Annotated in this window: 11 protein-coding genes; 10 read left to right on the top strand and 1 reads right to left on the bottom strand. The window is 74.1% G+C overall.

Features of this window, described 5'->3' with window-relative positions; translation table 11 throughout:
• The first annotated feature begins 136 nt into the window (after positions 1-136).
• The 6 genes from ACZ6CZ_RS28590 to ACZ6CZ_RS28565 all read left to right on the top strand — a co-directional run bounded on the left by ACZ6CZ_RS28590 (position 137) and on the right by ACZ6CZ_RS28565 (position 6,571).
• Positions 137-460: an integration host factor gene (locus tag ACZ6CZ_RS28590; RefSeq protein ID WP_003977346.1), complete on the top strand. Its 324-nt coding sequence runs from the start codon at positions 137-139 to the stop codon at positions 458-460.
• A gap of 61 nt (positions 461-521) precedes the next feature.
• On the top strand, positions 522-1,115 hold the full coding sequence (gene gmk / locus ACZ6CZ_RS28585) for a guanylate kinase (protein ID WP_469026794.1): 594 nt from the start codon (positions 522-524) through the stop codon (positions 1,113-1,115).
• Between the two features lie 64 nt (positions 1,116-1,179).
• Positions 1,180-1,452 carry a DNA-directed RNA polymerase subunit omega gene (gene rpoZ, locus ACZ6CZ_RS28580; RefSeq protein ID WP_005319902.1) on the top strand — a complete coding sequence of 91 codons (273 nt, stop codon included), beginning with the start codon at positions 1,180-1,182 and terminating at the stop codon, positions 1,450-1,452.
• A 162-nt stretch (positions 1,453-1,614) separates the two neighbouring features.
• Entirely contained in the window at positions 1,615-2,835 is a 1,221-nt protein-coding gene (coaBC, locus tag ACZ6CZ_RS28575; RefSeq protein WP_469026792.1) for a bifunctional phosphopantothenoylcysteine decarboxylase/phosphopantothenate--cysteine ligase CoaBC, read from the top strand.
• Positions 2,836-3,057: 222 nt separating this feature from the next.
• Positions 3,058-4,266 carry a methionine adenosyltransferase gene (metK, locus tag ACZ6CZ_RS28570; RefSeq protein WP_469026789.1) on the top strand — a complete coding sequence of 403 codons (1,209 nt, stop codon included), beginning with the start codon at positions 3,058-3,060 and terminating at the stop codon, positions 4,264-4,266.
• A 148-nt stretch (positions 4,267-4,414) separates the two neighbouring features.
• A complete protein-coding gene (locus ACZ6CZ_RS28565) occupies positions 4,415-6,571 on the top strand; it encodes a primosomal protein N' (protein ID WP_469026786.1) in 2,157 nt (718 codons plus the stop codon).
• A gap of 103 nt (positions 6,572-6,674) precedes the next feature.
• On the opposite strand, the gene ACZ6CZ_RS28560 is transcribed toward ACZ6CZ_RS28565, so the two are convergent.
• Positions 6,675-7,217: a hypothetical protein gene (locus ACZ6CZ_RS28560; protein WP_469026785.1), complete on the bottom strand. Its 543-nt coding sequence runs from the start codon at positions 7,215-7,217 to the stop codon at positions 6,675-6,677.
• 313 nt (positions 7,218-7,530) lie between these two features.
• On the opposite strand from ACZ6CZ_RS28560, the gene fmt reads away from it, so the two are divergent.
• The 4 genes from fmt (at position 7,531) to ACZ6CZ_RS28540 (ending at position 11,919) form a co-directional block, all read left to right on the top strand.
• Positions 7,531-8,463: a methionyl-tRNA formyltransferase gene (fmt, locus tag ACZ6CZ_RS28555; RefSeq protein ID WP_469026783.1), complete on the top strand. Its 933-nt coding sequence runs from the start codon at positions 7,531-7,533 to the stop codon at positions 8,461-8,463.
• Positions 8,464-8,599: 136 nt separating this feature from the next.
• On the top strand, positions 8,600-10,018 hold the full coding sequence (locus ACZ6CZ_RS28550) for an RsmB/NOP family class I SAM-dependent RNA methyltransferase (protein ID WP_469026780.1): 1,419 nt from the start codon (positions 8,600-8,602) through the stop codon (positions 10,016-10,018).
• Between the two features lie 66 nt (positions 10,019-10,084).
• Positions 10,085-10,771, top strand: a complete 687-nt coding sequence (gene rpe / locus ACZ6CZ_RS28545; protein WP_469026778.1) for a ribulose-phosphate 3-epimerase — start codon at positions 10,085-10,087, stop codon at positions 10,769-10,771.
• Between the two features lie 104 nt (positions 10,772-10,875).
• Entirely contained in the window at positions 10,876-11,919 is a 1,044-nt protein-coding gene (locus tag ACZ6CZ_RS28540) for a sugar-binding transcriptional regulator (protein ID WP_469026776.1), read from the top strand.
• The last annotated feature ends 133 nt before the right edge of the window (positions 11,920-12,052 follow it).

Genomic DNA, 12,052 nt, shown 5'->3' with positions numbered 1-12,052 from the left:
TGGGGGCACCTCCCACGCCCTTCAAGGCAGTGGGGGGAGAACGGGCAAGCGTGTTGCTCGTGGCTCCCCAGGTGTGGGGCGATTAGGTTCCTCACCGGTCCGTATCCGACAGTTCGACATCCGAGGTGACGTAGGCGTGGCTCTTCCGCCCCTTACCCCTGAACAGCGCGCAGCCGCGCTCGAAAAGGCCGCCGCGGCTCGCCGGGAGCGGGCCGAGGTCAAGAATCGACTCAAGCACTCCGGCGCCTCCCTCCACGAGGTCATCAAGCAGGGCCAGGAGAACGACGTCATCGGCAAGATGAAGGTCTCCGCCCTGCTGGAGTCCCTGCCGGGCGTGGGCAAGGTCCGCGCCAAGCAGATCATGGAGCGACTGGGCATCTCCGAGAGCCGCCGCGTGCGTGGTCTCGGGTCCAACCAGATCGCCTCCCTGGAGCGTGAGTTCGGCAGCACCGGGTCCTGAGCCCGGTCCCGTGCGGGACCGGGAGTCCCGGGCACTCCGGGATTACTGGAATAATCGCCGCATGGCAGCAACACTCCGGGGGACGACCCCCGAGCCCCCGGACGCACGTCCGCGGCTGACCGTGCTCTCCGGCCCCTCGGGGGTCGGCAAGAGCACGGTCGTCGCTCATATGCGCAAGGAACACCCCGACGTCTGGCTCTCTGTCTCGGCCACCACCCGCCGGCCCCGCCCGGGCGAGCAGCACGGAGTCCACTACTTCTTCGTCACCGACGAGGAGATGGACAAGCTGATCGCCAACGGTGAGCTGCTGGAATGGGCCGAGTTCGCCGGCAACCGGTACGGCACGCCCCGTGCGGCCGTGCTGGAGCGGCTGGAGAAGGGCGAGCCGGTCCTGCTGGAGATCGACCTCCAGGGCGCCCGGCAGGTCCGCGAGTCCATGCCGGACGCCCAGCTGGTGTTCCTGGCCCCGCCCTCCTGGGAGGAGCTGGTGCGCAGGCTCACCGGGCGGGGCACCGAGCCGCCCGAGGTCATCGAGCGCCGGCTGGAGGCCGCCAGGACCGAACTGGCGGCGGAGCCGGAGTTCGACGAGACGCTGGTCAACACCTCCGTCGAGGATGTGGCCCGCGAGCTGCTAGCCTTGATGGACATTGTGTGATCGTGTCTGCTCAGGCCGGCTGATCACATCGCTAGATTCTCTCCCACCCATCGGAAGGTAGAGCGTGTCCTCTTCCATCACCGCGCCCGAGGGCATCATCAACCCGCCGATCGATGAGCTTCTCGAGGCCACCGACTCGAAGTACAGCCTCGTGATCTACGCGGCCAAGCGGGCCCGCCAGATCAACGCGTACTACTCGCAGCTCGGCGAGGGCCTCCTTGAGTACGTCGGTCCGCTCGTGGACACCCACGTCCACGAGAAGCCGCTCTCGATCGCCCTGCGCGAGATCAACGCGGGTCTGCTGACCTCCGAGGCCATCGAGGGCCCGGCGCAGTAAGTCGTATCCGCACATCGCGGCAGGTTCTTCCACAGGCCCGGCAGTCACGCTGCCGGGCCTGTGGTGTCTGATGGAGTCGTACGGCCCAGCCGTACGCGTCGAGTCGTAGGCAGCGGTACGGGTGAGCCGTCCGCGCGCAGGATGCCGAGCCGGGGAGAGACGGTGGACAAGCCGAAGGTCGTGCTGGGGGTCAGCGGCGGCATCGCCGCGTACAAGGCCTGTGAGCTGCTCAGGAGGCTGACCGAGTCGGGCCACGACGTGCGGGTCGTGCCCACGGCCTCCGCGCTGCACTTCGTCGGCGCCGCGACCTGGTCCGCGCTGTCGGGCCACCCCGTCTCCACCGAGGTCTGGGACGGCGTGCACGAGGTCCCGCACGTCCGCATCGGCCAGCACGCCGACCTGGTCGTGGTGGCCCCCGCGACCGCCGACATGCTCGCCAAGGCCGCGCACGGCCTCGCCGACGACCTGCTGACCAACACGCTCCTCACGGCCCGCTGCCCGGTGGTCTTCGCCCCCGCCATGCACACCGAGATGTGGGAGCACCCGGCCACCCAGGAGAACGTGGCCACGCTGCGCCGGCGCGGCGCCGTCGTGATCGAGCCCGCCGTCGGGCGCCTCACCGGCGCCGACACCGGCAAGGGACGGCTGCCCGACCCGGGCGAGATCTTCGAGGTCTGCCGCCGGGTGCTGACCCGCGGCGCCACCGCGCCCGACCTCGCGGGCCGGCACGTCGTCGTCTCCGCCGGCGGCACCCGCGAGCCCCTCGACCCCGTCCGCTTCCTCGGCAACCGCTCCTCCGGCAAGCAGGGCTACGCCCTGGCGCGCACGGCCGCCGCCCGCGGCGCCCGGGTGACACTGGTGGCGGCCGAGACCGGCCTGCCGGACCCGGCCGGCGTCGACGTCGTCCAGGTGGGCACCGCGGTCCAGCTGCGCGAGGCGGTCCTGAAGGCCGCGGCGGACGCCGACGCCGTCGTGATGGCCGCCGCCGTCGCCGACTTCCGCCCCGCGGCCTACGCGGCCGGGAAGATCAAGAAGAAGGACGGCCAGGACCCCGAGCCCGTCGTCCTGGTGCGGAATCCGGACATCCTCGCGGAGATTTCGGCCGATCGCGCGCGCCCCGGGCAGGTCGTCGTCGGCTTCGCCGCGGAGACCGACGACGTCCTCGCCAACGGCCGCGCCAAGCTGGTACGCAAGGGCTGCGACCTCCTCGTCGTCAACGAGGTCGGGGAGCGCAAGACGTTCGGCTCCGAGGAGAACGAGGCCGTGGTGCTGGGGGCCGACGGCAGCGAGACGCCGGTGCCGCACGGCCCGAAGGAGGCGCTCGCCGACATCGTCTGGGACCTCGTGGTCCCCCGGTTGGCCCCTACTGTTTCAGCCGTTTGACAGCTTCCCAAAACCTGACTTTCGGGCGTGGCGGCCCTGGCCAACGCCGCCGGCCATTGGGCAGAATGCCCATGCCGCAGGTCACAGCGCTCCCGAGAGGCGAGACAGGTGGGCCGGCGGCGGAGTGCGACCGATAAACTGTTCTCGGAGCGATGCCGGGCGCAGCCCCCCGCGTCGTCCGCCAATGATCAGCCAGCAGCCGCTGCAACCACAGGGAGCGTTGTGTCCCGTCGCCTGTTCACCTCGGAGTCCGTGACCGAGGGTCACCCCGACAAGATCGCTGACCAGATCAGCGACACCATTCTCGACGCGCTTCTGCGCGAGGACCCGACGTCCCGGGTCGCCGTCGAGACCCTGATCACGACCGGTCTGGTGCACGTGGCCGGCGAGGTCACGACCAAGACCTACGCGGACATCGCCACCCTGGTCCGCAACAAGATCCTCGAGATCGGCTACGACTCCTCGAAGAAGGGCTTCGACGGCGCCTCCTGCGGCGTGTCGGTGTCCATCGGCGCGCAGTCCCCGGACATCGCGCAGGGCGTCGACACGGCGTACGAGACCCGTGTCGAGGGCGACGACGACGAACTCGACCGCCAGGGCGCGGGCGACCAGGGCCTGATGTTCGGCTACGCCAGCGACGAGACCCCCACGCTGATGCCGCTGCCGATCTTCCTGGCGCACCGGCTGGCCAGCCGCCTGTCCGCGGTCCGCAAGAACGGCACCATCCCCTACCTGCGCCCCGACGGCAAGACCCAGGTCACCATCGAGTACGACGGCGACAAGGCCGTCCGTCTGGACACGGTGGTCGTCTCCTCGCAGCACGCGAGCGACATCGACCTGGAGTCGCTGCTCGCCCCCGACATCCGCGAGTTCGTCGTGGAGCCCGAGCTGAAGGCACTCCTGGACGAGGGCATCAAGCTGGAGACCGAGGGCTACCGCCTGCTGGTCAACCCGACCGGCCGCTTCGAGATCGGCGGCCCGATGGGCGACGCCGGCCTCACCGGCCGCAAGATCATCATCGACACCTACGGCGGCATGGCCCGCCACGGCGGCGGCGCCTTCTCCGGCAAGGACCCGTCCAAGGTCGACCGCTCGGCCGCCTACGCCATGCGCTGGGTCGCCAAGAACGTGGTGGCGGCGGGCCTGGCCTCCCGCTGCGAGGTCCAGGTCGCCTACGCCATCGGCAAGGCGGAGCCGGTCGGCCTCTTCGTGGAGACCTTCGGCACCCACAAGGTGGACGTCGAGAAGATCGAGAAGGCGATCGACGAGGTCTTCGACCTCCGCCCGGCCGCCATCATCCGCGACCTCGACCTGCTGCGCCCGATCTACTCCCAGACCGCCGCGTACGGTCACTTCGGCCGTGAGCTGCCCGACTTCACCTGGGAGCGCACCGACCGCGTGGACGCGCTGCGCAAGGCCGCCGGCCGCTGAGCACCGCCAGGGCTTCGTGCCGGGGCCCGGTCTCCCTCGCGGGAGGCCGGGCCCCGGCGCGTTCCCGGCCGTTCGCCGGAGCAGTCCGCGCGTGCGTGGGTGCGTTCGTGTGTGCCGGGTGTCAGTGCCGTTTGGTAAGAATGCAAGCGTGAGCAGCGAGAACGGGCCGGGGGACGGCGAGGGCGAGGCGCCCGCGCCGGCGGAGCAGCTCGCGCTCATCCGCGAGGGCGTGCGCCAGGGCCGCGCCAAGGCGCCCAAGGCGAAACCGCGGACCTGGCGCGGCGCCGCGCTGGCCGGGGAGCTGCCGGTGGCGCGGGTGCTGGTCGACAAGGGCGTGCTGCACCTGGACCGGTACTTCGACTACGCCGTGCCGCAGGAGCTGGACGCGCAGGCGCAGCCCGGGGTGCGCGTGCGGGTCCGGTTCGGCGCGGGGCGGGGCCGGGTGCGGGAGGGGCGCCGGGAGGGCGGCGGCCTGATCGACGGGTTCCTCGTGGAGCGGCGCGCCGAGTCCGACTACGCGGGCCCGCTGGCGGCGCTCGCCCAGGTGGTGTCGCCGGAGCCGGTGCTGAGCGAGGAGCTGCTGGGCCTGGCCCGCGCCGTGGCCGACCGCTACGCGGGAAGCCTCGCCGACGTCCTCCAGCTGGCCGTGCCGCCGCGCAGCGCGCGGGCCGAGCGGCGACCCTCGCCCGCCCCGCTGCCACCGCCCGCCCCACCGGGCGCCGGGTCCTGGGCACGGTACGAGCAGGGCGCCGCCTTCATCGAGTCGCTGGCCGCCGGCGGATCGCCGCGCGCGGTGTGGAACGCCCTGCCGGGGCCGGGCTGGAGCGAGGAGCTGGCCCGGGCCGTCGCCGCGGCGCTCGCCTCGGGACGCGGCGCGCTCGTCGTCGTACCCGACGGCCGGGCCGCGGCGCGGGTGGACGCCGCGCTGACCGCGCTGCTCGGCGAGGGGCGGCACGCGCTGCTGACCGCCGACGCCGGGCCCGAGAAGCGGTACGCGCAGTGGCTGGCGGTGCGGCGCGGCTCGGTGCGGGCCGTGGTGGGGACGCGGGCGGCGATGTTCGCGCCGGTGCGGGACCTGGGCCTGGTCGCCGTGTGGGACGACGGGGACGACAGCCACAGCGAGCAGCACGCGCCGCAGCCCCACGCGCGGGACGTGCTGCTGCTGCGTGCCGCGCTGGACCGGTGCGGCTTCCTGCTCGGCGGCTGGAGCTGCACCGTGGAGGGTGCGCAGTTGGTGGAGACCGGCTGGGCGCGGCCACTGGTGTCCGGGCGCGAGCAGGTGCGCCTGGCCGCGCCGCTGGTGCGGACCGTCGGCGACGGCGACCTGGCCCGGGACGAGGCGGCGCGCGCCGCCCGGCTGCCCACCCTGGCCTGGCAGGTGGCCCGGGAGGGACTGCGGCACGGCCCCGTGCTGGTCCAGGTGCCCCGGCGGGGCTACGTGCCGCGCATGGCGTGCGACCGGTGCCGTGCGTCCGCGCGGTGCCGGCACTGCGCGGGGCCGCTGCAGGGACAGGACTCCGGGGCACTGCGCTGCGAGTGGTGCGGACAGCAGGAGAGCGCCTGGCACTGCCCCGAGTGCGGCGGCTTCCGGCTGCGGGCCCAGGTCGTCGGCGCCCGCCGGACCGCCGAGGAACTGGGGCGGGCCTTCCCGGCCGTACCGGTGCGCACCTCGGGGCGTGAGCACGTGCTGGACACGGTGCCGGGCACGCCGGCGCTGGTGGTGAGCACCCCGGGGGCCGAGCCGGTCGCCGAGGGCGGGTACGCGGCGGCGCTGCTGCTGGACGGCTGGGCCATGCTCGGACGGCCCGACCTGCGGGCCGGGGAGGACGCGCTGCGGCGGTGGATCGCGGCCGGGGCGCTGGTCCGGGCGCAGGGCGAGCGGGGGACCGTGGTCGTCGTCGCCGAGCCGACCCTGCGCCCCGTGCAGGCGCTGGTGCGGTGGGACCCCGTCGGGCACGCGGTGCGGGAGCTGGCGGAGCGGGCGGAGCTGGGGTTCCCGCCGGTGTCGCGGATGGCGGCCGTGTCCGGGCCGGCCGAGGCGCTGGCCGAGTTCCTGGGCGCGGTCAGCCTGCCGGCGGACGCGGAGGTGCTGGGACCGGTCCCGGTGCCGCCCACCCTGCCCGGCCGCCCGCGCCGGCCCGGTGCGCCGCCGCCCGGTGAGCACTGGGAGCGGGCGCTGGTGCGGGTGCCGCCGGGCAGCGGCGCCGCCCTGGCGTCGGCCCTGAAGGCGGCACAGGCGGCCCGCATGGCCCGCGGCGGCGGCGAGGCGGTACGGGTGCGGATCGATCCGCCGGACATCGGCTGACAGCGGGCGGACGGCCACCGAGGGGCCGCCGGCGCTTGCCGGGCCTGCCGACACACGGCTGCCCTCCCGGGTGTGCGCCGGGAGGGCAGGGACAGAGGTCGGGTCAGCCGTTGCGGGGGCCGGGGAAGGCGGTCGGCCGGATCTCTTCGCGGAGCGTGGGGCTGCCCGCGGTCGGCTGGGTCGGCATGGAGCGGGCCGCGGGGACGGTCGGTACCGCCGGCAGACCGGCGTTCACGTTGACCGTGCGGGTGCCCGACGGCTCGGTGGCCCGCTCGGCCTCGGCGGCGGCCTGGGTGGCGGCGCGGCGGGCGCCGTAACGGCGGTGCACCGCCTGCTTGGTGACACCGAGGGCGGACCCCACCGCGTCCCAGGAGAAGCCGAGCGAGCGGTCGAAGTCCACGGCGGCCGTGACCAGCGTCTCGACGCTGTCCCGCAGCTCCTGGGCGAGGCGGACCGTCGGCGCGGGAGCGCGCCCGTAGACGACGAAGCCCGTGGAGGGGCCGGAGCGGCGCGGACGGTAGACGTTGCCCAGCTGGGCGGTGAGGGTGCGCAGTGCGTCCACCTGCCGGCGGACCCGCTCGATGTCCCGCACCAGCAAGTGCAGGCTGGCCCGGGCCTGGGCGTCGTGGGTTGCGTGGTCGGCCATGAACAAGCCTCTCGAACCGGCGTTGAAAGGAATTGGGCCGCGCGGGCGGCCCTTTGTGGTCAACTCTTCCTTGACCAACGCGTACGCGCGCCGCTGGTAACGGGGTGGGGGCGCGCGGTGCGGCACGCACGCCGTACACCCGCCCCGCGCACCACCCGCCTCCCGTTCCAGCCGCTCCACGGGGCGTCGGACACCCGCCTCACGGGGCGTCGAGCAAGCGGCGGGCACCCGCCTCACCGGGGTGTTGACCTGCCGCTGGTCCTAGACTGGTGCGCTGCCCGTCCACCCCCGCCCGAGAGGCCCGATCCCGCCCATGAAGCTCGTCTTCGCCGGTACCCCCGAGGTCGCCGTTCCCGCCCTGGACGCCCTGCTCGCCTCCGGGCGGCACGAGGTGGCCGCCGTCGTCACGCGGCCCGACGCACCGGCCGGGCGGGGGCGCAGGCTGGTCGCGTCCCCGGTGGCCGACCGGGCGGAGGAGTCCGGGATCGAGGTGCTGAAGCCCGCGAAGCCGCGCGACCCGGACTTCCTCCGGCGGCTGACGGAGATCGCCCCGGACTGCTGCCCCGTCGTCGCCTACGGCGCGCTGCTGCCCCGGGTCGCCCTCGACATCCCCGCGCACGGCTGGGTCAACCTGCACTTCTCGCTGCTGCCCGCCTGGCGCGGCGCGGCTCCCGTGCAGCACGCCCTCATGGCGGGCGACGAGATCACCGGAGCGTCCACCTTCCTCATCGAGGAGGGTCTCGACTCCGGGCCGGTGTACGGCACGGTCACCGAGGAGATCCGGCCCACCGACACCAGCGGCGACCTCCTCACCCGGCTCGCCTTCGCCGGGGCCGGGCTGCTCGCGGCCACCATGGACGGCATCGAGGACGGCACCCTGAAGGCCGTACCGCAGCCCACCGAGGGCGTCACCCTGGCGCCGAAGATCACCGTCGAGGGCGCCCGGGTCGACTGGAGCGCCCCGGCCCTGCGCGTGGACCGGGTCGTGCGCGGCTGCACGCCCGCCCCCGGCGCCTGGACCACGTTCCGCGGCGAGCGGCTGAAGCTGATCCAGGTCACGCCGGTGCCCGCCCGTACCGACCTGGTTCCCGGGCGGCTCGCGGTCGGGAAGAACAGCGTGCACGCGGGCACCGGTTCGTACGCGGTGGAGCTGGTGTGGGTGCAGGCCCAGGGCAAGAAGCCGATGCGGGCCGCCGACTGGGCCCGCGGTGTGCGGATCGCCGACGGCGAGACGCTGGGCGGCTGAGCGGTCGCCGCGGGCGGCACCGCGTGCGGTGCCGCCCTCCGGCGGTGCCCGCGGTGCCGCCCTCCGCCGGTCCCGGCGGTGACGTCTGGACGTAGGCTGGGGCTCGCACCCTTCTCACACCCGGAGCACCTTTTTCGTGAGCGAGTCCTCCCGGCGGCCCCGCAGGCCCGCCAAGCCCTACCGCCGTCCCCAGAAGGACCCCGTCCGCATCCTCGCCTTCGAGGCGCTGCGCGCGGTGGACGAGCGGGACGCGTACGCCAACCTCGTGCTGCCGCCGCTGCTGCGCAAGGCGCGGGAGAAGGGCGACTTCGACGGCCGGGACGCCGCCCTCGCCACCGAGCTGGTCTACGGCACGCTGCGCCGGCAGGGAACCTACGACGCGATCATCGCCGCCTGTGTCGACCGGCCGCTGCGGGAGGTCGACCCGCCGGTGCTTGACGTGCTCAGCCTCGGCGCCCACCAGCTGCTCGGCACGCGCATCCCGACGCACGCGGCGGTCTCCGCCTCCGTCGAGCTGGCCCGGGTCGTGCTCGGCGACGGGCGGGCGAAGTTCGTCAACGCCGTCCTGCGCAAGGTGGCCCAGCACGACCTCGACGGCTGGCTGGAGAAGGTCGCGCCGCCCTATGACGAGGACCCCGAGGACCACCTCTCCGTCGTGCACTCGCACCCCCGCTGGGTCGTCTCGGCCCTGTGGGACTCGCTGGGCGGCGGGCGGGCCGGTGTGGAGGAGCTGCTGGAGGCCGACAACGAGCGGCCCGAGGTCACTCTCGTCGCCCGCCCCGGCCGGGCCACCACCGAGGAACTGCTGGCCGCGGAGGCCGCCGTACCGGGGCGCTGGTCGCCGTACGCCGTGCGGCTCACCGAGGGCGGCGAGCCGGGCGCCATCGAGGCGGTGCGCGAGGGGCGGGCCGGCGTCCAGGACGAGGGCAGCCAGCTCGTCGCCCTGGCCCTGGCGAACGCGCCGCTGGAGGGACCGGACGAGAAGTGGCTCGACGCGTGCGCCGGGCCCGGCGGCAAGGCCGCGCTGCTCGCCGCCCTGGCCGCCGAGCGCGGGGCCGTGCTGCTGGCCTCGGAGAAGCAGCCGCACCGGGCCGGGCTGGTCGCCAAGGCGCTGGCCGGGAACCCGGGGCCGTACCAGGTCATCGCCGCCGACGGCACCCGGCCGCCGTGGCGTCCCGGCGCCTTCGACCGGGTGCTGGTGGACGTGCCCTGCACCGGCCTCGGCGCCCTGCGCCGACGCCCCGAGGCCCGGTGGCGGCGGCGCCCGGAGGACCTGGACAGCTTCGCGCCGCTCCAGCGGGGCCTGCTGCGCACCGCGCTGGAGTCGGTCCGGACCGGCGGTGTGGTCGGCTACGCGACCTGCTCGCCGCACCTGGCGGAGACCCGGGCCGTCGTGCAGGACGTGCTCAAGCAGCACCCGGACACCGAACTGCTCGACGCCCGCCCGCTGCTGCCAGGCGTGCCCGCGCTCGGCGACGGCCCCGACGTGCAGCTGTGGCCGCACCTGCACGGCACCGACGCCATGTACCTGGCCCTGATCCGCCGGACCGGCTGACCGACGGGACGGAAGCGGAGCGGCACCGGGGCGAACAAACGTGCCCGGGCATGGCAGTCTTGGGGCATGGCCGTGCAGATCAACCCCAGCATCCTGTCCGCCGACTTCGCCCGCCTCGCGGACGAGGCACGGGCGGTCGAAGGCGCCGACTGGCTCCACGTCGACGTCATGGACAACCACTTCGTCCCGAACCTCACGCTCGGTGTGCCGGTCGTGGAGTCCCTGGCCCGGGCGACGGACACCCCGCTGGACTGCCACCTGATGATCGAGGACGCCGACCGCTGGGCGCCGCAGTACGTGGAGGCGGGCGCCTCGTCCGTCACGTTCCACGTCGAGGCGGCGGCCGCGCCAGTGCGGCTGGCCCGTGAGATCCGCGCCAAGGGCGCCCGCGCCTCCATGGCGCTGAAGCCCGCGACGCCCATCGAGCCGTACGAGGACCTGCTCCCCGAACTCGACATGCTGCTGATCATGACGGTAGAACCGGGCTTCGGCGGGCAGGCGTTCCTGGACATCATGCTGCCCAAGATCCGCCGCACCCGCGAGCTGATCGCCAAGCACGGACTCGAGCTGTGGTTGCAGGTCGACGGAGGCGTCTCGGCGTCGACGATCGAGCGGTGCGCGGACGCCGGGGCCGACGTCTTCGTGGCCGGTTCGGCCGTCTACGGGGCGAAGGACCCGGCCGAGGCGGTACGTGCACTGCGCACGCAGGCGGAGGGCGCGACCGCCAGGGCCAGCTGGGCGTGCGGCCACTGAGCCACGGCTACGTGAACAGCTGAGGGTACGCCGTCCATCAGGGCGGATCGAGCGCGCCGGATCTGCGAGGATGAACGGCGAATCCAGAGTGTGAACACCAGAGTGTGAACAGCAGTGAGGAGATCGCCGTGTCGGGTATGTCGGCGGGCCGGTCAGCCATGCGGATGGGACCCGCTGAGCTGGTGCAGGCGGCGGCCATGGCCCGCCGCTTCTACCTCGAGGGGAAGTCCAAGATCCAGATCGCCGAGGAGTTCGGCGTCAGCCGCTTCAAGGTGGCCCGCGTCCTGGAGACCGCCCTCGAGCGGGATCTCGTACGCATCGAGATCCGTGTCCCGGCCGAACTGGACGCCGAGCGCTCGGACGCGCTCCGGGCCCGTTACGGCCTCAGGCACGCGGTGGTGGTCGAGTCCCCGGCCGACGCCGAGGAGACCCCCGACCCCGAGAACCTGGGGGAGGTGGCCGCCGACCTGCTCGGCGAACTCGTCGACGAGGGAGGGGTGCTGGGCCTGGCCTGGGGCCGGTCGACCATCCACATGGCGGCCGCCCTCGACCGGCTGCCGCCCTGCACGGTGGTGCAGCTGACGGGCGTGTACGACGCCGGGACCGCCGAGCGCGGCTCGGTCGAGGCCGTGCGCCGCGCCGCCCAGGTCTCCGGCGGGGACGCGCACCCCATCTACGCGCCGATGCTGCTCCCCGACGAGGCCACCGCGGGGGCGCTGCGCCACCAGACCGGCATCGCCCGGGCCTTCGAGTACTTCGACAAGGTCACGGTCGCCTGCGTCTCCATCGGCTCCTGGGAGCCCGGCATCTCCACGGTGCACGACATGCTCACCGACGAGGAGCGCGCGCACTACGCCTCGCTCGGCGTCGCCGCCGAGATGTCCGCGCATCTCTTCGACGCCGAGGGCCGCCGGATCGGGCGCGACCTGGGCGAGCGGTGCATCACCGTCAAGGCCGACCAGCTGCGCCGGATCCCCGAGGTGGTGGCCATCGCGGGCGGGCAGCGCAAGGCGTCCGCCATCGACGCGGTGCTCCGCTCCGGCCTGGTCACCAGCCTGGTCACGGACACCTCGGCCGCCGACTACCTGATGGCGGCGGGACCGGCACCCCGGCCCGCGCTCAACCGCGCGGACCCGGACGGTCCCTGACCCGCGGCCGCGGGGGACGGCGGGCACCCGGGGCTCCGCCGTGAGGGGCCTTGGACTTTTGTCCAAGGCCCCTGCGGCCAGCCTGGATGTTTCGCCGGGGGCCCGCCGGGTGGTCCCCGTGGGAGAATGAAGT

The organism is Streptomyces sp. NPDC041135 (genome assembly GCF_055592085.1).
This window is presented reverse-complemented; position numbering and strand designations above follow the sequence as displayed.